General features: G+C 56.6%; 16 protein-coding genes. 6 read left to right on the forward strand and 10 right to left on the reverse strand.

Annotated features, from left to right (window positions below):
* Nucleotides 1–107: 107 nt before the first annotated feature.
* From GS424_RS11595 to GS424_RS18125, 3 genes are read right to left on the reverse strand one after another with little or no spacing between them, the layout of a single operon-like run.
* Nucleotides 108–389, reverse strand: coding sequence for a GDP-mannose 4,6-dehydratase (locus GS424_RS11595; RefSeq protein ID WP_244977528.1), 282 nt, complete (start codon nucleotides 387–389; stop codon nucleotides 108–110).
* Nucleotides 343–813, reverse strand: coding sequence for an LCP family protein (locus GS424_RS11600; protein WP_244977529.1), 471 nt, complete (start codon nucleotides 811–813; stop codon nucleotides 343–345). Before GS424_RS11600 ends, GS424_RS11595 begins: the two co-directional genes overlap by 47 nt.
* Nucleotides 762–1,004, reverse strand: coding sequence for a hypothetical protein (locus GS424_RS18125; protein WP_342354568.1), 243 nt, complete (start codon nucleotides 1,002–1,004; stop codon nucleotides 762–764). The genes GS424_RS11600 and GS424_RS18125 overlap by 52 nt, the downstream gene beginning before the upstream one ends.
* Nucleotides 1,005–1,117: 113 nt before the next feature.
* Between GS424_RS18125 and GS424_RS11610 the strand changes: the two genes are divergently transcribed.
* The gene (locus GS424_RS11610; RefSeq protein WP_160943301.1) at nucleotides 1,118–1,507 is read left to right on the forward strand and encodes a hypothetical protein; all 390 of its coding nucleotides are present in this window, start codon (nucleotides 1,118–1,120) and stop codon (nucleotides 1,505–1,507) included.
* Here GS424_RS11610 and GS424_RS11615 read toward each other — a convergent pair.
* The 5 genes from GS424_RS11615 to GS424_RS11635 form a co-directional block, all read right to left on the reverse strand.
* A complete protein-coding gene (locus tag GS424_RS11615; RefSeq protein ID WP_160943300.1) occupies nucleotides 1,479–3,599 on the reverse strand; it encodes an alkaline phosphatase family protein in 2,121 nt (706 codons plus the stop codon). The genes GS424_RS11610 and GS424_RS11615 overlap by 29 nt on opposite strands.
* The gene (gene yidC / locus GS424_RS11620; RefSeq protein WP_160943299.1) at nucleotides 3,592–5,508 is read right to left on the reverse strand and encodes a membrane protein insertase YidC; all 1,917 of its coding nucleotides are present in this window, start codon (nucleotides 5,506–5,508) and stop codon (nucleotides 3,592–3,594) included. Before yidC ends, GS424_RS11615 begins: the two co-directional genes overlap by 8 nt.
* A 159-nt stretch (nucleotides 5,509–5,667) precedes the next feature.
* Nucleotides 5,668–6,768 carry a glycosyltransferase family 2 protein gene (locus tag GS424_RS11625; protein WP_160943298.1) on the reverse strand — a complete coding sequence of 367 codons (1,101 nt, stop codon included), beginning with the start codon at nucleotides 6,766–6,768 and terminating at the stop codon, nucleotides 5,668–5,670.
* A 179-nt stretch (nucleotides 6,769–6,947) separates the two neighbouring features.
* Nucleotides 6,948–9,095, reverse strand: a complete 2,148-nt coding sequence (locus GS424_RS11630) for a cell wall-binding repeat-containing protein (protein ID WP_160943297.1) — start codon at nucleotides 9,093–9,095, stop codon at nucleotides 6,948–6,950.
* A gap of 50 nt (nucleotides 9,096–9,145) precedes the next feature.
* The gene (locus GS424_RS11635) at nucleotides 9,146–10,876 is read right to left on the reverse strand and encodes a cell wall-binding repeat-containing protein (protein WP_193666519.1); all 1,731 of its coding nucleotides are present in this window, start codon (nucleotides 10,874–10,876) and stop codon (nucleotides 9,146–9,148) included.
* 217 nt (nucleotides 10,877–11,093) lie between these two features.
* Here GS424_RS11635 and GS424_RS11640 point away from each other — a divergent pair, with 217 nt between their 5' ends.
* From GS424_RS11640 to GS424_RS11660, 5 genes are all read left to right on the forward strand, one after another.
* On the forward strand, nucleotides 11,094–12,332 hold the full coding sequence (locus GS424_RS11640; RefSeq protein ID WP_160943690.1) for a glycosyltransferase family 2 protein: 1,239 nt from the start codon (nucleotides 11,094–11,096) through the stop codon (nucleotides 12,330–12,332).
* Between the two features lie 113 nt (nucleotides 12,333–12,445).
* On the forward strand, nucleotides 12,446–13,546 hold the full coding sequence (gene glf / locus GS424_RS11645; protein WP_160943689.1) for a UDP-galactopyranose mutase: 1,101 nt from the start codon (nucleotides 12,446–12,448) through the stop codon (nucleotides 13,544–13,546).
* 39 nt (nucleotides 13,547–13,585) lie between these two features.
* A complete protein-coding gene (locus GS424_RS11650) occupies nucleotides 13,586–16,201 on the forward strand; it encodes a glycosyltransferase (protein WP_160943688.1) in 2,616 nt (871 codons plus the stop codon).
* A 12-nt stretch (nucleotides 16,202–16,213) separates the two neighbouring features.
* Nucleotides 16,214–16,999, forward strand: coding sequence for an ABC transporter permease (locus tag GS424_RS11655; RefSeq protein ID WP_160943687.1), 786 nt, complete (start codon nucleotides 16,214–16,216; stop codon nucleotides 16,997–16,999).
* Between the two features lie 11 nt (nucleotides 17,000–17,010).
* The gene (locus tag GS424_RS11660; protein ID WP_160943686.1) at nucleotides 17,011–17,751 is read left to right on the forward strand and encodes an ABC transporter ATP-binding protein; all 741 of its coding nucleotides are present in this window, start codon (nucleotides 17,011–17,013) and stop codon (nucleotides 17,749–17,751) included.
* A 19-nt stretch (nucleotides 17,752–17,770) separates the two neighbouring features.
* Here the strand turns inward: GS424_RS11660 and GS424_RS11665 are convergent, their stop codons facing one another.
* Nucleotides 17,771–19,480: a DUF6020 family protein gene (locus GS424_RS11665; protein ID WP_160943685.1), complete on the reverse strand. Its 1,710-nt coding sequence runs from the start codon at nucleotides 19,478–19,480 to the stop codon at nucleotides 17,771–17,773.
* A 71-nt stretch (nucleotides 19,481–19,551) separates the two neighbouring features.
* Nucleotides 19,552–20,592 (reverse strand): glycosyltransferase family 2 protein, encoded by a 1,041-nt coding sequence (locus GS424_RS11670; RefSeq protein ID WP_160943684.1) that lies wholly within the window; start codon nucleotides 20,590–20,592, stop codon nucleotides 19,552–19,554.
* Nucleotides 20,593–20,752: the final 160 nt, after the last annotated feature.

Consider the following 20,752-nt stretch of genomic DNA (forward strand, 5'->3'; position numbering starts at 1 on the left):
AAACAGAACAGATCATCCCATACAGGGGAAGCGCGAAAGCGCTAACCCCTCGAAGCGTACATTCTCTCGTAGTAATTCTGATACGCACCGCTGGTAACATGCTCCATCTAATCTTTATGAGCCAGATACCATTTGATAGTGAGCACAATGCCGTCTTCGAACTTGGTTTTAGGATGCCAGCCGAGATCCGTTTTGATCTTATCGGGTGCTATGCCGTAACGCCTATCGTGCCCCTTCCGATCCTCCACGAACGTGATCAAAGCCTCAGTGATCTCAGAGTCGCAAACAGCATTCGACATCTCTTCAATGATTTTCTTCACAATGAAGATATTTGGACGCTCGTTATGGCCGCCAACGTTGTACACCTCTCCCAGCGTCCCAGACTCCAAAACCAGATAGATCGCCTTGCAGTGATCTTCGACGTAGAGCCGGCCATGTCCAGATGGTGCTCGTGTTCTCCTCGAGATCCACCAACACGACGTTTGCAGCTTTCTCGCTGTCAAGATCGAGTACTTTTTGCAGCATGGCGATTTCCAGATTGCGCACGTTGATCTGACGCAGCGCTTCCTGATTGTCGTCGTATTCCTTGCGGGCTCGAGCCAACACGAGAGCCTCCGACCCATCGAGATACTGATCGTCCCCCGCTTTTACGGTCACGTCCTCTGCAGTCATAGGGTCGGGGACCTTGATATCCTTCGGCACGTCCACCACAATGCCGCCCATAGCATCGATTAAAGCCTCAAAGGACGCGAAGGTTATCATCATATAGCAAGGTATCTCGACACCGGTAAGCTTCTCGGCTTCATCGACCACCTTTTGAGGATCGTTGTCAAGGAGCGCATCGTTGATCCGCGAAGACGACCCTGTCGCGAGGGATGGACACCAGGCGATAACGACGGGGGCACGAGCATGACCACGAAGCTTTGCGTGCGCACGACGCCTCCCACCGAAACGATCCCCACGACGAGCCCGAGCAAGAGCGACCCCGAATCGTCCATGAACACGGAGGCAGGGAAGAAGTTGTAGCGCAGAAACGCCAAGCAGACGGCGATCGGACTATCCCGGGTATCGGCGCACGATCACCCCGATGCGAAACGCGATCTTGGAAACAGGCACCATGCAGAACGCGACCGCAAAGGCCACGGCAAACACGATCACCGCCCAATACCATTCCATAATGTTCCTCGTCGATCCCCATGCGAGCGCATCTTCAACCAAAGCATTATTGCAGTACCGAGCCGCCCGCGGCCGTAGCGAAGGTATTCTCGACCCACGAACGCAAAACGAGCAACTTGAAATCCTTCGCGCGGGTTTCGCCGCCTATGCTGCACTTAGTCTTACAAGCGGTCCGATGCCGGATGCGATGACCTTCGGCCCGAGCATCCTGTTTCGCCATCCGCAAAGGAAACAGCCCGCCTGCGACATCGAGCGATCTGTCGCAGACGGGCCGTACGGGCGCATCGAGAAGCAGGCAGCCGCTATCCGCTCGCCCATTGCTTGCCCGTAGGATGCCAACCAGAGAAATCGAGCGCGTTGCCTTCGATCTCGAACTCCTGAATGGCAACCTCGTTCACACCCTCGCAGAGCATGGCGTAGTAGGGACGCGTGCGGGACTCGTCGGTGAGCGCGAACAACGACGTGCCGTAGTTCGCCGCGTCCATGCCCATAGCCTCGATGACCGTCGCCTCGAAGTCAAGATGGCTTGCCGGCACGTCGGAGGTGCGCATCGGACCGCTGAACGCGTACGGCGACGAGGCGGCAGGTTTGACGATCATGATAGGGCACGAGACGTCGTCGATCTCTTCTGTGATATGCCAGCTGCCATGGTCGGACATGATGATGACGGTGGAATCGTCATACACTCCCAAATCGCGAAGCTGGTTGAGGTACTCGTCCACGATCTTGAACACGCCGGCAGTTTGCTTTTCGATCGTCGAGTTGTCGACGCCGATATCGTTTCCATTCTCGTCCATCGCGTACGGATAGTGGGAACCTTGCAGATGGATGAACCTGAACGCACCATTGTACCCCTCGTTATCGACGGACAGGCCGATGTTCTTCAACTTGTCGAAGTACTGGAAATCGTTCATGGTGTAAGGCACGTCTCCGCCCGTCGCATCGACGTCCCAGTTGACCATGCTGCTGTTGACCTCGTCGGTGTAGAACCAAAACGGAGGCTTCAATACCCACGGCATATCGCGGTAGAGAGCACACTTCCAAAGGGAGAGCAGCGCGCCTTGTGCATCAAGGCTGGCGCTGCGATGCACGTCCCCTAAAGGATGTATGTTCAGCGTCGAATCGACGATCTTCTGCTGCTTCGGAGACTCCTCCGGCTCGAGCATGAGCGAATCGGAGTACAGGCCGATGGAGTACCCGGCATCGCTGATCGCAGGAAGGAACGAGCCGAGGTCGTAGCGGTTCGCAATATAATCCGCGAACGACTCATCGTGACTCGGCAGTTGACCGCTCAAAAGGTACGGAACGGCGTATCGGGTAGGGATCAATGAGCCGGTCGTGTTTTCGAAATACGTGAAGCCGTCCAATCGGTCTTTCACGCTCGGATCGCTCGCCAGCAGATCGTCGAAGTTGCGCAGGTCGACCATGTCGAGCATGAGCACGATGACGTTGTCGCTTGGAGCAACCTCGAAGAGGCCCTCCTCGGTAACCTGCCGCTCGCCTTGGGCGGCGCTTCGGACGCCCCCTTCGGACGAAACGGGCGACGCTTCGGCGATGCTTGTCGCGTTGTTGAAAAGGCTCACTACGCCGACGGCCTGCACGATCACCAGGCACACGCTGACCATGGCTGCAGTGCCACGACACGTCGGACCGAACCAGCGGCTGAGAACGAGAGGGATGACGATGATAAGAATCCAGACCAATCCGCTCACCACCATGGCGGTAGTGTAGTCGTCCCATGGAACGGCACGGCCGTCAGCGGTCGGAAGCCCGCCGTTCAAGAACAGCGCTTGAACGTAAGCGGCCAAGCCTATCGAGAAAACAAGGAGCAGCGCTACCTGAAAAGCCTTGCCTCTCAGCGCGGAAAGCGCCAGTGCCAAACATGCAGCGCCTATGACAGCCGGCACGGCAATCGTCAACCACGTATCGGACAAGCCGAAAACGAGAGAAGACGCGTTCGCTGCCACGATCTCGAACGGCGCCACCACGAAAACCGTGAAAACCGTGAAAACCGACACGATGAGCGCGTACGCCAACCGGCCGCCCCACTTCGGCGCGGACGAGGCGCCACGGCCGGCCGCGCGCTTCCTGGCAGGCTCCTCGGCAACGTGCGCCGGAACCTTCGCGCCGCCGATAGGCCGCCCGCTCGCATCGAGACGATGCACTTCGGGCTCCACGTCCTTGCGCGCGTTCTCGTCGATGTTCAACACCTTGAACAGCATCTTGCGCGTGCGGCGCAGAGCGACGCCTGCCACGGCGCCGAGGGCGACCGCCACGCCTGCGAACGCCTGGATGGCGTAGGTCATGACGGAGGGATCGACGTAGGCGTACGCGGGCGGCGCGAATGCGAGCACGACGTACATCGCGAGCGCGGCGACGGCGAACGCGTCGAACAGCGTGATGGCAAGGCGCTTCTTAAGCATGATCCACCTGCTTCTTCTCTTCTTGTTTCGCGAGCATGCGGCCCAGCAGGTACTCGCCGGCCACCTCGCCCCCATGTCCGAGGTTGAAGACGAACCCGTCTAAAACCCGTTCGATAGCGTCCTTCCATTCGTCCTGCGTCGCGAGCATGCGCTCGACCACCTTACCGATGGCAGGCACCTCCTCGACCGGGACCGAACGACCGATCTGGTTGCGCAGGGAAATGTCCGTCGGCTCGATGCCGAGTTCCAGATAGTCGGGATTGGCGACCTTCATGGTGGTGTCCACGAACACCGCGGGCTTCTTGGTGGCGAAGCAGAACTCGCAGGGTATGGACGACCAGTCCGTGATGAGGATGTCGGACGACAGCACCGAATCGTTGCGGCTGAAGTCTTCCTCAAAGCACAGCTCGTCTTCCGACACGTGCCCGTAGCGCGCCACAAGCGCCTCCCAACGAGCACCGTAGCGCTTCGTGTACTCAGGATGCGGGCGCACGACGATACGGTAGCCGTGCCCCAAGAGCGATTCCAGCATCTCGTCGATGCACGAATCGAGGATGCAATCCTCCTGCCACGAAGGCGCGATCATCACCACGGGGCGTTCGTTTGCCTCCCGCGTCGCAGCGCCGCGCTCGTAATCCGCGACGATCTCGTCCATCAAGCCGTACCCGCACTCCACAAGCTCTTTCTTCGGCAGGTCGCGCAGCTCCTCGGCGCGGCGCAGCTCGCGCACCTGATGCGGCCCGACGCACATGATGGCGTCGTAATTGTCGTAAGACTCCCGGGTCGCCGTCATGTGCGTGCTCGTCATGTGATGGAACATGAACACGTACTCCACGTCCTTGCGCACGTACGAACGTTTGTTGTAGTAGTTGTCCAGGTCCTCCTGCGTGGTCACCACGACATCGGCGTCCATCTTCATCATGAGCGTGATGGTCTTCTTCTGGCCGATAAAGTACGGCTTGATGCGCTCCTCGCGCTTCGCCAGCTCGAAGATCTGGTCGTCGGGATCGTTCGTCACGTAATGGACGGGAGCGTCGGAGTTCTTGAGCAGCCACTCGACCGCCCCCTTGAAGTACTTGTAGAAGCCGCTGCTCTCGGAATAGAAGACGATATGCTTGTTCACCGTGTTGAAGAACCGCTTGTAGTCGGCCTTCTCGCGCTTCGAAAGCGGATCAAACCAGCGACGCTTCTTGCGCCCGGCTTCGAGCGCATGCAACGCCTCGATGTCATCGCGGCTCGCCTCAAGCTCGGCGTAGTCGATGTACTTCGCCGGCTTGATGATGACGTTGCACAGTGCCTGGATGATGATGGACATGAGGTTCGAGACGACCCAGTAGAAGCCCATGCCGGTGGCCACGAACACGCCGAGGATGAACGACAAGCCGATGGACAGGCCGTTCGTCATGTTCTTCTCGGCACGCGGCTGCTCTTTCTGCAGCGGGTTGATGCGGTTCTGCGCGAAGCCCATGACGACGGCCGACAGGCCGGCCAGAAGCGGCATGGTCCACGAAGCGCCGCCGTCCTCGATGGGGACCATGCCCATGAACTCGGTGCCGGGCGCGCCGCCGTCGGTGATCCAATGCACGACCTCCACGAGTCCGAACAGGATGAGGATCTGGATAACCAGCGGCACAAGGCTGACCATGGGATGGTAATGCTTCTCCTTGTACAGCGCGCTTTGCGCCTCCCCGATGGCCTCGCGATCACCGAAGAACTTGACGTTGATGCGGTTGAGCGCGGGCATGAGCTGTACCATGAGGATGGCGCTCTTCTGCACCCACAACGACAACGGCAACATGAGCAGCTTGATGATGACCGTGAACAGGAGGATGGCAATCCACCAGTTCCCCGTCAGGTCGTAACAGGGCTGAACGATGAGCCAGAGCAAGCTGGCGAAGGCGTCTAACATGAGAGCAGGGCTCCTTCGATAGCGGTCGGAACGGCGCTCGACGAGCACGGTTCATGACGATTGCATAACAAACCGACTGACTATAGTATGCAATTTCGCACGGCAACGCAACGCGTTTCACGGGATCGGCGAGAAACCACCAGCGGGGCAAGAGAGCGATTAACCCCGCATCCGATCGCGCAAGCATCTAGCGAGCCATCGTAGCGATGTTTGCCTATCCTGAAACCCGCACCTCTGTTCCTCCACCTCAGCCGCTTCGACATTGGCGCATGCCAAAAGAAATCGCTCACGAGACCCTAAGCGCAGCGCCTCCAAAACGGCGCGGTGTCGATGGTCGCGTACAGCCTCGATCTCCATATCGGCCAAGTCGAATGCACGCAGATCGTCCGACACCAGCAAATCGAAAGCCGAAGAGAAGCCCTCGAAGGTTCTGTACGTCGGAAGATTGTAGTAGACCGCATCCAAAAGCCACGTCTGATAGGCCGAGCGCAGCGAATCGTACTTTCCTTCCGCATGCAGCCAGACTTTCAAAGCATCGAACGCCTTGAGGAAGTCAAGCGGATGGCGTCCTTTGTCGGACATAGCGTTGGTTCCTGAATACTCCCGATGAACGACGAGCGGCTTCGACACACGCACGATGCGCTGGGCTGCAACGGCAGCAGGGAGGGAGTACATGAGGTCCTCGGTCAATCGCAGTTCTTGAAATCGTATGTTATGCTTCGCCAAAAGACTGCGTCGAACCACTTTGTTCCAAGGCACGTTCTGCACCGTTTCAAAAAAAAGATCGGGCGCTGTCGACCAGGAAAACGTTCCCGATGGATACGAGGGGTACACGTCCTCATTGCGCATGCTCCATTCCGCAGGAAACGCACGCCGACATTGATCGTTGTACGTGCAAAACGCTACAAGCGCAACATCGGATTCTGTTTCTTCGAGAGCCCTCACGCACAAGGCGAGCATGTTTCGCTCGATGAAGTCGTCCGCGTCGAGGCAGTATACGAACGTTCCTCGAGCAGCAGCCAGACCCGCGTTGCGAGCAACTCCGGGCCCGGAGCTTTTCTGCTTCAGAAACCTTATGCGGTCGTCGCGCGCGGCGAGCGTTTCCACAAGAGAACAGGTACCGTCCGTCGACTCATCGTCTACGCAGATCAGCTCGAAATCGGAAAGCGTCTGAGACAACACGCTGTTCAGGCAATCCTCGACGACGCCCTCAGCATTGTACATGGGAACCACGACCGAAACACATGGACTCTGAGCCATGATTACCGCTCCTTCCCAAATCGGGAGAACCCCGAAACGCGATCCTTTGCATAACGCGGAGCGCACAGCAGAGCATTGCCCACGCGATACGTCTTAGGCCCATAGAACTCTTTACCCAATCGTCCCATCGCGCGACCCGGCTGCAGAGCTTGCTTATCCTCCGTCACGAACACGCCTCGCTACGAATACAGGGGCACGAGAAACCTCAACCCCGTCTTCGCCTTGCTGATGCCCGCAGAGGAGTAGAGGTTTGCCATGACGCAAGCGATGCCGGTCGACCAGTCCTGGGCGGTTGCGTATTGCTTCCAGACGGCGCCCTCGCGCGCCGCTTGCTCGTAGTTCCAGCGCATCTTGTATAGCGTGTTCTGATCGTACGCATTGTTCAAATACCTGCTCGATCCCTGAGCAATCCAACGAGCAGCCCCATCGATGGCGGCCTGCGGCGTTTTCCAGCCCTCGCTCTTCGCCAAAGCGGCACCGCCATTGTACGGATCGATATCGTAGGCTCCAATGCCGTAGAAGTTCAGATACCCTGCATAGCCCTTCACTTTGCCCTGAGCGAGCGTCGAGCAGCCCCAAGCGCTCTCTAGGATGGCATGAGACACAAGGTACACCTCGTTCACTTTGTACTTTTTCGCAGCGGCAACGAAATATTCGCCCGTTCCCCGAAGCTTGCTCTTCACGCCGTAATCCGACTCCTGCCACACGCAGTTCTTCGCAATGAACGCGTCGATCTGCGCAGCGGTCACGCCGGAATAGCCCTCGTTCAGCACGGCAAACTGGTAGAACTCGTCATCACCGTAACTCCAGCGATCAGGATCGAAGCTCGAAGCCGAAACGCCTTCGAGCTTGGCCATCTTCGACGAGCTCAAGCCGGCCGATTCATATGAGACATTGCCGGAGAAGCAATCGGTAATATACGTACGAAGGCTCGTAGAGATAACGCCCGGACCGCCGAAGAACTTGATACTCGAGACCGTAGCACCCGAAGCGCTCAGAGCGCCTACGGCAGCGGTCTCTCCATCGGCGGCAATCAGGAGCACCGAACCCTCTTTTCCCTGTACGACGCTGCCAGCGAGGGCGTCGTAGGGCGAATAGCTCGTCGCGAAAGCCGCGCCATCCCACTTGAGGATGCCGCTTTCTACGGCCCATTTTGCCAAAGCAGCCGAGGTGTCGTAGAGCGTGGTGCCCCACTTGCGTATAACGTTCACCTTGCCGCCGCCCTTCTTCGTGACAGCGTTGAGCACGCCTTCGGTTATTTGCGGAACGACACCCGTGCCGCCTGCGATGACAGCTTGTTTGAACCCGCCGCGCATGAGCGCTTTCTGGGACTTCTCGGGCAGCTTTCCCGACTCGGCCGTGATGAACACGGGGATCTTGAGCTTGAAGGCGACCGGGGAGGCCGAAAGCGCGTCGGCGAAGCAGCCCGGGGCGACCGATCCCGACGCGACGATGACGCGGCCCTCGGGGTCCCACAGCGAGCGGGAGAGGCCGTATTCGTATATCTCGATCTGCGTGTCGCAGCCCGTGGTGCCGTAGAGCGGCGAGACCTGGGGGGCGAGGTCCCCGAGATCGGCGCACACGCCCTCGGAGACCACGCCCGGGCCGCCGACGACGATGATCTCCGAGGGGGACAGCGAGCGGATCGCCGCGGCGGTCGAGTCGGGCAGCGAGGTGCGCGAGGTCAGGAGGATGGGGCATCCCAGCGCCCCGGCGAGGGAGGTGGCCGACAGGGCGTCCACGTAGCTCTCGCCGCTCGCGACGATGACGGTGGAGGCCTTCGAGTAGGCGTGCAGCGCCTCCTTGGCGGCGGTGTCGTACTGGGTGGTGCCGTAGAGGTTCGTGACCCTCAGGGACGCGAGCGCGGACGCATCGTTCTCGGACAGCAGCGCGATGCTATCGCCATCAAAAGCAGAGAGGACCTCGGCGATCTCGTTGTCCGAAACGTTCGAAGACACCTCGGCACCCTCGAAAGAAGCGGCCTCATCTTCCCCGGAGCCCTCGGCAACAGCCCCCTCCGACTCATTGTCGCCCTCACCTTCGTTCGACGCAGCTGTTGCAGGCTGCACGGAGTCCGCCGGCTCTTCCCCTTCGCGTTTCGCTGCATCGGTTCCAGCAGATGCGGATGCGGACTCCGCGTCCTCATCCGGCGCGCCGTCGCTTTCGGCTTTTTCAACCTTATCGGAAGCTTTGCCAGAAGCGTCCCCACCCGCTTCGGCGTCCTCGCGGGACTCGGATCGATTCGCAGACTGGTCCCCCGCGACAGATCCGACCTCGTCCGCATAGGCGCACGGGGACAAAGCCGCAACTAGGGAAACAGCGCACAAGCACGCCAGGATCTTTTGCCTCTTCTTCATTAGCGCGTTCCTTCCTATTATCATGCGGCTATGCCTTTGGCAATGCTGCGGGCCACAACGTCTTTCTTCGCGCCATAAGCATCCATGTCCGCCTTGTTGTCGATGAAGGCTACCTCGAGCAGAACCCCGGGGACCCCGCCTCCGCACACAGCGAATTCCTCCTGCTTCATCCCGCGGTCAGGAATGCCGAGACCCGAGACCAAGGCTGAATGCGTCTTACGTTGCAGCGTCGAAGCCCCGGGAGCTGCATTGTAGGAGTGGATATAGCTTTCGGTTCCTCGACCCCCGCTGGCGTTGAAGTGGATCGAGACGAGGACCCCCGCGTTCATCGCATGGGCCTCAGCCTGACGGTATGCATAATAGCCGCCGTCGTCGTTCACATACGCGGTCACCCCGTACACGCTCCTCAACGTTGTTGCCACCTTGCCCGCAAGCTCTTTCGTCAAATTGAACTCGACCAAGCCGTTGCCCGACGCACCCCAGTCGAACACGTTGTTGTTGGAGCTGTCCCATCCGTGCCCCGCATCGACGTACACCACGAGCCCATCGATCTCGTACAAGGGCATGTTCGTCTTGTAGGCGACTTGGACTTTGAAGGCGTTGTCGAACAACGCGCTTCCCCCGAAATACTTGTAGGTCGAAATCGACTGCCTGGCCAGAACATCGGCGGTCGCGGTGCGCCCCGGATCGGCTATCAGCAAAACCGAACCCTCTTTTCCCTGCACGACGCTGCCAGCGAGGGCGTCGTAGGGCAGTTTTCCTGTCGCGAATGCGGCATCGTCCCATTTGAGAATGCCATTCTCGACAGCCCACGTTGCTAAGTCCGCCGAAGTGTCGTAGAGCGTTTCGCCCCATCTGCGCACGACGTTGGCGGACCCTCCTGCATCGACCGTTATAGCTTCGAGCTCACCTTCGGTCTCGGCAGAAACGACGCCCGTTCCTCCGGCAATGATGGCTTGCTTCGCCCGGCCATCGAGCAGGGTCTCGAGGGACTTCTCGGGCAGCTTTCCCGACTCGGCCGTGATGAACACGGGGATCTTGAGCTTGAAGGCGACCGGGGAGGCCGAAAGCGCGTCGGCGAAGCAGCCCGGGGCGACCGATCCCGACGCGACGATGACGCGGCCCTCGGGGTCCCACAGCGAGCGGGAGAGGCCGTATTCGTATATCTCGATCTGCGTGTCGCAGCCCGTGGTGCCGTAGAGCGGCGAGACCTGGGGGGCGAGGTCCCCGAGATCGGCGCACACGCCCTCGGAGACCACGCCCGGGCCGCCGACGACGATGATCTCCGAGGGGGACAGCGAGCGGATCGCCGCGGCGGTCGAGTCGGGCAGCGAGGTGCGCGAGGTCAGGAGGATGGGGCATCCCAGCGCCCCGGCGAGGGAGGTGGCCGACAGGGCGTCCACGTAGCTCTCGCCGCTCGCGACGATGACGGTGGAGGCCTTCGAGTAGGCGTGCAGCGCCTCCTTGGCGGCGGTGTCGTACTGGGTGGTGCCGTAGATCGACTTGATCCGCTTGTTCGTCACGGAACGTGCCGAGAGCCCATCCTGGCCGCCCTCGCTCGCCCCGTCCGCAGGAAGCTCCGTTTTGATCTCCCCTGAAACGAGCGCTGCGGCCACCTCCTCTTCGGTAGCCATGCTTTTCTGGTCGTCAGCCGTCGCCCAAGCCGAGGAAGCGCTCGCAAGCGATGCGAGCGTCGCAAGCGCGAACAGCGCGGCGAGACGACGTGCGCTGACTTTTCGGAAAAGAGCCATGTTGCCCCCTTTTGGAACAATCGATCCTTGGAATGCACCGTATTATCCCATAGCAATCTCGCGTGCCCTGAGAAAAGACGAAAGTATCCAGACGAGCCGCAAGCGAGCGGTCACCCCAGCCGCCTGCTCGCTGAGAGCAAATACAAGCGCCGCCACGAGCATCCTCATCTATAATGGACATCGTCAAACGAAGGCCGACAGAGAGTCAGGGGATCGCATGAGCCTTTTGAACAGCAGACCGAGCGTGAGCGTCGTCATTCCCGTGCACAACGCAGAGGCCTATCTGGATCAATGCCTGGAAAGCGTTGCGCGGCAAGACTTGGAGGACATCGAGGTGATCTGCATCGACGATGCCTCGATCGACGGATCCGCACGCGTAGTCGAGTCGTTTGTGCAACGAGACGGTCGGTTCAAACTCCTCATCAACGATCAAAACCTAGGGGCGGGCCCGACGCGCAACAAGGGGATCGAAGCTGCACGGGGCGACTACGTCTCGTTTCTCGATTCGGACGACACCATAAGCCCAGACGCCCTTGGCAAGATCCATGCGCACTGCCTCGAAACGGATGCTGACATCTGCTGCTGCCCGATCACGCTCTGGCATCCTTCGAACGGCACCGAGGAGGATCTCCCGTTCTCGCTCAACCCATCCCTCTTGCCCCCTGGCATCACCGAGCCCTTTTCGTGCAAGGAGGCCGGAATTGCAGCCTTTCTTTTCACGAATCCGAGCGTTTGCACCAAAATGTTCAAACGGACCTTCCTAGAGAAGATCGATGCCCGCTTCACCGGCCATCGCATTGCCGAGGACCTTCTGTTCACCTATTCCGCCTTCGTCCAAACCGATCGCATCGCGATTCTCGAAGGACGCTTCTACCGATACAACCAGGACAAACCAGACACCGGAGCAAATCTGGGTGCCGAAATGATGAGCGAGCTCGTAAGAGCTATGGACGAGCTGCGAGACAGGATCGTCTCGCGCGGAATGTACGAAACGTATCGCAAGGCGCTCTCCAACCTATTCCTCTACCACTGCTGGAGCGTTCTGAGCCTTATGCCGGACGCCGTCTCTCTGGAAAACGCGTTCGAAGCGTGCACGGGATGGAAAAACCAACTTCAAGAAAGCGACGACCTCCTTTTCCTTTATCCCCATTACGAAATGACGCACCGCAACATCTGCTCAGGATCTCCGACCTCCTTCCTGCTTGATTCTCTCTCGGATCGCGACGAGGCGATCGCGTACCGGGATGGCCGAATCGAGCAGCTTACTGCAGAAACAAGGGAGCATGAAACGTACGAAAAGCTGCTCGAGGCCGAAATCGCCGTCGCTCGGCACGAGCTCGACGAGCTCCTGCAGTCACACTCCTTTAGGCTCGGCACCACGCTGCTGTACATCCCGAGCGCTCTCATGTCGAAACTCGCACGCCATCGGAGCGAGCAGACCACCGAACAAGAATGACCTTGCTTGATCGTTTATGTAATTCCCCCAGCGAAATTGTGAGCAAAAGAGGACTGCACGCATCTGGAGTATAATAACCGCTATCTGTTCTCAGCTTTGATAGCGAGGGTATTGTGAAAAAGTACGACCTTCTAGTTGTTGGAAGCGGCCTGTTCGGAGCCATCATCGCGCACGAGGCGCGCGCTCGCGGAAAGAGGGTCCTCGTCCTCGAAAAACGAGACCATATCGGCGGAAACTGCTATACAAAACGCATTGAGGGCATCAATGTCCACTCCTATGGCGCGCACATATTCCGCACAAGTTCGCTCAACGTTTGGCGCTACATGGAGCAGTTCTGCGAATTCAACAACTTCGTCAACTCGCCCGTCGCCAATTTTCACGGTGAGCTTTACAATCTGCCGTTTAACATGAACACGTTCCATGCGCTTTGGGGCGTCGTCACCCCCGATCAAGCAAAGGCGAAGATCGAGTCGCAGCGCGTGCGGCGCGAAGAGCCGCAGAACCTCGAGGAACACATTCTGAATCTTGCAGGGCGCGACATCTATGAGAAGCTGGTGAAGGGCTATACGGAAAAGCAATGGGGAAGACCCTGCTCTGAACTGCCGGCGTCCATCATGAGGAGAATCCCCCTTCGCTTCACCTACGACAACAACTACTTCAACGATCGATATCAGGGAATACCTGTCGGAGGATACACGGCTATCTTCGAGAAGATGCTCGAGGGATGCGACATCGAGCTGGGCTCCGATTACCTACTCGACAAAGCGGCTTACGACTCCCTCGCCGAATCGATCGTCTACACGGGTACGATCGATTCATACTTCGACTACCGCTTCGGCCCGCTCGAGTACCGCAGCCTCCGCTTCGAACACGAGCGCGTTGACTCAAGTAACTACCAAGGCATCGCCGTTATGAACTTCACCGACGTCGCAACCCCGTACACGCGGATAATCGAGCACAAGCATTTCGAATTCGGCACGCAAGGCCCCTCGATCATCTCCCGAGAATTCCCCCAGCACTGGGAGCCGGGTACGGAGCCCTACTATCCTATGGAAGACTCCCTGAATCGCGAGAAGTACGAGAGATACTTCTCGCTTTCCCGCAAGGAATCAAAAGTGCTCTTCGGAGGGCGACTCGGAGAATACCGTTACTACGACATGCAGGATACGGTCAAATCCGCCCTCGCAACGTGCCGCGAACTGTTCGGCGACTAGTCACCTGGCCGCAAACCACACGAAACAGCAAAGGAATATATGGACACTTACAACCTCCTCACCAAGGAATGGGTTACGTCCTGCGCAGCCGCACATGCAGCCGTCGCAGACAACGCCCTCATCGTGCGCAACGAAAGCGATGAGACCCAGAAAATCACCCTGAAGGACAGGTTCACGCCTCAAGGGAAATTCGGCTTCGTTTCGTTTTCCGGTGAAGTAACGAAGGGAAATGCCCCTGCATTTCTCCAAGGAGGCGACGACGAGTCCGATGTGTTCACGACATCGGGTCGAGCGTCGCTCAATTCGCGCTCGGTATTTCAATACAGCGGCGACGTCGATCCCGTCTCCACCCTCAAGCTCGCTCCCCACTCCGAAGCGCGCATCGAAAAGCTCTGCGTCGATTTCTTCGATGAGGAGCAGGCTAAGGACGAATTCCTTCTCTCAAGTCCCTCGAGCGACATCCTTGTGGTCACGCCCGATTACCCTGCGCCGGAGAACAAGTATCTGTGCGGCTTTGTCCATTCGCGCCTTCGCTCGTATCGAGAGCATGGTCTTTCGTTTGAAACGATTTGCTGCCAAAGCGGAGCGGGGGCATGCAGGTACGAGCACGAGGGGATAGAAGTGCTCAGAACCTCGCATGTCAACCTTCGCACGATCTTGCGCAGAAAGCAGTACTCCAAGATTCTGGTTCACTTCTTCGACCCGAAGATCGCACTCGTCTTCGACTCCTGCGACCTCCATGGGGCAGAGCTCTATCTCTGGTGCCATAATCCGGAAACCCGCTACTGGGAATCCCCGAAATACGCCGCACCGTACTTCGAGCGGCAGCCAAAGCTCTCGCAAGAGCAAATCGACCAGTATCGGCTCAAGGACGAAGTAATCAAACGGTACAACGATAATCCTCTTGTGAACTGGGTATTTATATCCGAGATACAAAAATTGCACAGCGAAGAGGACATAGGCATCACATTCAATCGAGCTCATGTCATACCGAACGTCGTGGACGAAACGATGTTCCCCTACCATGAAAAAGATCCCGATCTGCGGAAAAAGATCCTCATACTCCGCAGGTTCGACAACCTCTCCTCCTACGCGATCGACACGTGCGTGAGGACCATCATCGAGTTGAGCAGACGCCCCTGCTTCGATGACATGGAATTCAACGTATACGGAACGGGAGACTTCTACCAACAGCTGGTAGAGCCGCTTCGAGCGTTTGACAACGTGCACCTCAACCCCTACTTTCTCACGCATTCTGAAATCGCGCGGGCGCACCAAGAGAACGGCATCGCCCTGTTTCCGACGCGCTACGATTCCCAGGGAGTGTCCGCAGGAGAGGCGGCTATGTCGGGCATGGCGGTCGTGAGCTCGAGCATCGATGCCACCGAGCACTTCTTGCCAAACGACAAGGGCTTACTCGCCGAACCCGACAATTATCTCGAGCATGCCGACATCATCGAGCGCATGTACAACGATCCTGATTACTTCATTGAGTGCTGCCAAGCGTGCCATGACAAAACCGTCGCGATGTGCGGCACCGACAAAACGACGGCACTCGAACTCGAGCTCATACGACGTCCCCAGACACGTCGTCAGCAAATTCGCCCCAGACCGCAAGCATCGCAGCCCGTCCTCTCGATCGTCATACCTTCCTATAACGTATCCGACTACCTTTCTCATGGCGTATCTACGCTCATGAATCAGGAACATGCCGACCTCCTAGACATCGTCATCGTGAACGACGGGTCGAAAGACGACACCGCGCAGATCGCCCGGCAGCTCATGGAGACGTACAACGACCCCAAAGCGCCGATTATCAAGCTTATCGACAAGGAAAACGGCGGCCACGGCTCGACCATCAACGCCGGCCTTGAGCAGGCCGTCGGCACCTATTTCAAGGTCATGGATGCGGACGACTGGTTCGACACGAAGGAGCTCGAACGACTTCTCGATGTCTTGAAGGAAGAAACGTCCGATATCGTCGTTATGGACTACTCAGAAGACAAGGCGATCCCGAGCGAGCTCATCCCCCAGCATCTCTACGATTTCATGGTTCCAGGGCTCCAGTATCGCTTCGACGATGTCTGCACGGGCGCTTACGGCTTCAGCGAATTCGGCCCAATCATCGCAACAGGTTGCTTCAAGACGAGCATGCTGCAAAAAACCGGATTCTCCCTCTCCGAACATTGCTTCTACGTCGATGTCGAGTTCGACTTGTACTCCATCGTCAACGCCACTACTATCACGTACCGCCCGCTCAACGTATACCGATACTTCATCGGGCGCGATGGGCAATCAATCAGCAAGTCATCCTTTATCAAAAACCAGAAGGATCACCAAAAGATCATCGGCAACGTTCTCTCGTATCTGAAAGCCCATCCGGAGCTCTCGCCCGCAAAGCGAAGCTACGTCATCAACAACCTGATCATACCCATCACCAAAACGCATTACATGATCGTCGGGGAATGGTGCAGCGATGCGGACGACTTCACTGAATTTGATCGAGCGCTCTCGCAATGGCCCGAAATCTACCATCATTCCGAGGTCGCAACAAGGTTTGTAAAGTTCCATCGCAAGACAAACGGCAAACTCTTGGGTCTTAATCCCATCCTTCTGCGATTTAACGAATGGCAGAAGCAAGTTCTAGAAGGCTAGGAGAAGTCGATCATGGCCACCGAAGCAGTTCAAACGAAGTCCTGGAAGCACAACTTGTTCATACTCGAATCCCTCGTCACGAAGGATTTCAAATTAAAATATCGCCGCTCCGTGCTCGGCGTCCTCTGGAGCGTGCTCAATCCGCTGCTCATGATGCTCGTGCTCACTGCCGTTTTCAGCTTCATGTTTCGCTTCACCATCGTGAACTACCCCCTGTACCTCATTCTAGGAACTATCCTCTTCGACATGATGTCCCGCTCCACCTCGGCTTCAATGACCTCCATCATAGAAGCAGCACCGCTCATCAAGAAGATCCGGGTCGAAAAATCGATCTTCCCCGTCGAGAAGATTTTGTTCGAGCTTTTGAACTTCGCCATATCGCTCGTGGCCGTGGCGGCCGTAATGTTGTACTATCAGGTAGCGCCCACGACGAATCTTTTCTTCCTGCCGCTTCTTCTAATGTACATGGTGATCTTCTGTTCAGGAGTTGGGCTTCTTCTGGCTGCGCTCGCAGTGTTTTTTCGGGACACGATTCATCTCTGGGGCGTCATCGTAACAGCATGGACGTATGCCACTCCCCTGTTTTACCCCTTCGATATGCTTCCCGACTGGATGCAGCAGGCCATGGCTTTCAATCCCATGTATCATTATGTTACGTACTTCCGCGACATAATGATGTGGAACACCAACCCCGGCGTCATAGAGAATCTGATATGCCTTGGCATGGCCGTGGCAACTCTCATTGTCGGCTTGTTCGTTTTTCGCAAGCTCGAGCATAAATTCATCTTGTACGTGTAAGGCGGACCGCTATGAACCAGCCTGTTATCAAAGTCGACCATGTCAGCATGGTATTCAATATCGCGAACGAGCAGCTGAACAGTTTGAAGGAATACTTCATCAAAATCATGCGACGAGAGCTGTTCTTCAAAGAATTCACTGCGCTCGAAGACATCACCATCACCATCAACAAAGGCGATGTGTATGGCATCGTCGGAACAAATGGCTCCGGAAAAAGCACCTTGCTCAAGATCATAGCGGGCGTTTTGGAGCCTTCGAAAGGATCATGCGAGATCAATGGAACCATTGCACCCCTCATCGAGCTCGGTGCCGGTTTCGATCCCGAGCTGACGGCACGCGAAAACATCTATCTGAACGGCTCCCTTCTCGGCTATAGCAAAGCATTCATCGAGGAGAGCTTCGACGATATCGTCGCCTTTGCAGAAATTGGCGACTTCATCGACATGCCGCTGAAGAATTACTCAAGCGGCATGGTCGCCCGCATCGCTTTCGCCATTGCAACCGCAACGACCCCTGACATTCTGATCGTCGACGAGGCGCTTTCAGTGGGTGACTTCTTGTTCCAGAAGAAATGCGAAGATCGGATCAACAACCTCGTAAAGGAGCACGGGACAACGTTGCTGTTCGTCTCCCATAGCATCAACCAAGTCGAAAGCCTTTGCGAAAAAGCCGTATGGATTGAAAAGGGGCACATGCGCATGCAGGGCAGCGCGAAAGACGTGTGCGCCGCATACAAAAGTATGGGTGACTAATCCGACTGCGAGCTTCTTGCTAAGCGAGCAGCTCGCAGTCGCCTTTCGTCGGTTTTCCATTATCGACAGCCCGCACGATCACGCCGAGTAACAAGGGAAACGCGCACAGCAAAGGAAACACGTATCGACCGGAATTGTACTCAGTCGATATGGGGCTCAGGTAAAGCAATGCTGCAAATCCAATATACGGAAGCAAGGTTATGAGTTTTCTCCGGTCGCGCACTACGAGAATCAACACGGCGCACAGAGGGGCCAGAAAAGCGTACAGTCCTTTGGAGAACAGAATCCCCAACAACGGAATCTCGTGGGCAGAAGAAGCAAACTCGCCGATATAGTATGCCGGCCATTCCAAGGCCTCGGGTTTATAATATATGTCCGGCAAAGCCTGAGTATCGAGACCCGCAATTGCAACCGATAGCGAAAGCGGCGAGAAACCATCCTTCGTACTCACAAATCCCGCCTCTAAAGCCAAAAAAGCGCGTAGGTAAGTGAGAGGATGTCGCAACCCCTCAGCGATGTACACACGGGCATATTCGGCGACCTTGCCTTCGATCTTTGCTGAACCTTTCACGAAATCAGCCGTTTCAGGCGCATATCTGTCGGGAAGGCTGTCATAGCCCAGGACTTCGTCGATTACATCCTTTTCCGAATCCGTTACGTCTTCAGGGTACTCCGAAACATACCAGGCTGTTTGGGCAAACGGAACAGAAAACATTTCCCGCGAGCTACCAGAACCACCACCCACTAGGGGAAAAACAACAACCGGGATAAAGACGAGCACCGCAAACGCCGAGAGAGCGCCGCTTGCAGCCACCGCCAAACGACCCTTCCGACAGTACGCCAACGCAATAATGAGGCAAATGAGCAGAAGATAAATCCCGAGCTTCTTCGTCGCAACAAAGCCCAAACACGTTGTGCAAAACAGCGCAAGCGTGCGCTTATCGGAAAGAATCTGACCCCGCGTCAGCATTAGCCAACAGTAAAGCACAGAGAAGAGAACGAAAAAGGGCGCAAAGATAGCGTCTTTCGATATTGAAACGGCATAGATTGGAAACAAGGGCATCAGACCGCAGAACATAAGACATGCTCCGCAGAAAGCCGGCTTAACCCGAATCTCCGATCTCAAGAATTTGATCATCCAGGCAAGAGAAGCCGCCAAAAGGGTCGCCTGAAAAAGCGCGTACAAAAACAGGCCGTTGTATGCTCCTCCCAAGAAACCACCTAGCCAAGCGAAGAAGCTGAAGAGCAGTGTAGTCATGATCGGATGGTGGTCGGTGATCTTCGGCACCTCAGGATCCGGAGCCCCGCTGTACACATTCAAATTTTCGTTCCCAAAGAATTGAATCAGCTGAAATTCCGTATCATGGTACACAATGCCTGGATACAGAATGATGATGATAGGCAACCAGGCAATCCCTATCACAAGCATGATTCTCAAAATGCTGTGCAGCAGATTTTTATCGATCCAGGCAGAAAACGAAGAGGGGGTCGATTTGCTTGCAAAGCCTCGATCGGCGCAGCAGAGCAGCAGGTACAGGAGCGCGGCTATCGCCAAGGAGAACCCAAGCGAGTTCCCATCAAACCCTCCCAAGCTCAATTCGGGAAACGGCTCAGAGGATTCGTGATCAAGCGCGACGATAAAACCATTGGCAAGCCCGACAGACAACCCCATAAGCAACGATGCAACCAGATACGCAAGGGCTCTTGGCAGCCGATACGACGCGGTCAAGAATCCCCCTAGCGCGTTTGTCCGCCCTTACGCTATGCGATTTGCATTTCTATCCTGATATGACGAACGGCTCATGAGAGCGAAGCCATTCCGATTTTGCGAAAAATCCGCGAGCGCAAATGAAATCGGCGAACTGCCCCATCATTCCAATTATCCATACGTTCGATAAAACGCTTATCATCTCGCAACAAAAGCTGCAAGTCGCTCCACTCTTCAGAGCTGTAGAAATCAGGGTTGAGAAGGTGATCTTCTTGCGCTTGAGAGAGTTCGTCAGCCATCTGCCTAGCAAATTCTTCATGGCAAGCTTCATCAATCCGTCGGTAGTTCCAGATATACGCGCTGAACTTACGAGCCGCAACAACAGGCCGAAGTGAAGAGAATCGCTTCTCGTCACTTGCAATAAAGCGCTCGATTTCGCGGTATTCGCTTGGCACGCATTGAATCTTGCCTCTTTGGTTAATAGAACTGGACTCGTTGTCCTGCCGATAAGAGATGTAGGCATCGTCGACGGCCATAGCTCGTCGAGCACATGCCCAAAGCTTGAAACTGAACGCGGTATCCTGATAGGACGCACCGGGCGTTTCAGAAAAGAAGAGCCCGTTGTCGTGCACAAGCGCTTTTCGAACAAGCATGCAGCACAATGCCGGAGGAAGCCGGAAACATTCGGGTCGGTCGCGAGGGTCGAACACCTCGCGCAGACCATCGGAAAGGCAATAGCGAGCACGCTTGCGGCGTTCATCTGGCTCTGACCAGTAAAGATCAATGTCGCAGCGCACTAAGTCAAGATCGTTTCCAGCTGCCAGAAGATAAAGCTTCTCGCACATATCCGGTTTGCAAAAATCATCCGACTCAAGGATGCCGATGTAAGGGGCTCTCGCAACGGCAAATCCGCAATTCATGGTATGCCCGTAGCCGGCATTGGGCTTCGTAATCACTTTGAACCGTGGGTCTTCCGCCTCGTATTCTCGCAAGATAGCCAGGGAGCCATCGGTCGAGCCGTCATCTACGCAAACAATCTCGATATCTTCGAGCGTCTGGGCGCGTAAGCTATCGAGACATTCGCGCAAATACCGCTCAACGTTGTATACGGGCACAACAATGGAAACAAGCATAGCTCCCCTATCGCACGTGTCGTTTTTCCATCGCCTATTATACCCGAATGGCTTATTCACCCTTGCAAAGAACGCATGAGCGACACTCGCCGGAAACCGAAGCGCACACCACAAGGCGTGCGCTTCGGTACGAAGTCATTTAGAACTGCATCACACAGAT

It is taken from the genome of Eggerthella guodeyinii (genome assembly GCF_009834925.2).
Lineage (GTDB): Bacteria > Actinomycetota > Coriobacteriia > Coriobacteriales > Eggerthellaceae > Eggerthella > Eggerthella guodeyinii.

Coding starts and splice junctions, on each gene's coding strand:
- GS424_RS11610 (WP_160943301.1), top strand. CDS start 1,118: ATGCAGAACGCGACCGCAAAGGCCACGGCAAACACGATCACCGCCCAA.
- GS424_RS11615 (WP_160943300.1), bottom strand. CDS start 3,599: ATGCTTAAGAAGCGCCTTGCCATCACGCTGTTCGACGCGTTCGCCGTC.
- yidC (WP_160943299.1), bottom strand. CDS start 5,508: ATGTTAGACGCCTTCGCCAGCTTGCTCTGGCTCATCGTTCAGCCCTGT.
- GS424_RS11625 (WP_160943298.1), bottom strand. CDS start 6,768: ATGGCTCAGAGTCCATGTGTTTCGGTCGTGGTTCCCATGTACAATGCT.
- GS424_RS11635 (WP_193666519.1), bottom strand. CDS start 10,876: ATGGCTCTTTTCCGAAAAGTCAGCGCACGTCGTCTCGCCGCGCTGTTC.
- GS424_RS11640 (WP_160943690.1), top strand. CDS start 11,094: ATGAGCCTTTTGAACAGCAGACCGAGCGTGAGCGTCGTCATTCCCGTG.
- GS424_RS11650 (WP_160943688.1), top strand. CDS start 13,586: ATGGACACTTACAACCTCCTCACCAAGGAATGGGTTACGTCCTGCGCA.
- GS424_RS11655 (WP_160943687.1), top strand. CDS start 16,214: ATGGCCACCGAAGCAGTTCAAACGAAGTCCTGGAAGCACAACTTGTTC.
- GS424_RS11660 (WP_160943686.1), top strand. CDS start 17,011: ATGAACCAGCCTGTTATCAAAGTCGACCATGTCAGCATGGTATTCAAT.
- GS424_RS11670 (WP_160943684.1), bottom strand. CDS start 20,592: ATGCTTGTTTCCATTGTTGTGCCCGTATACAACGTTGAGCGGTATTTG.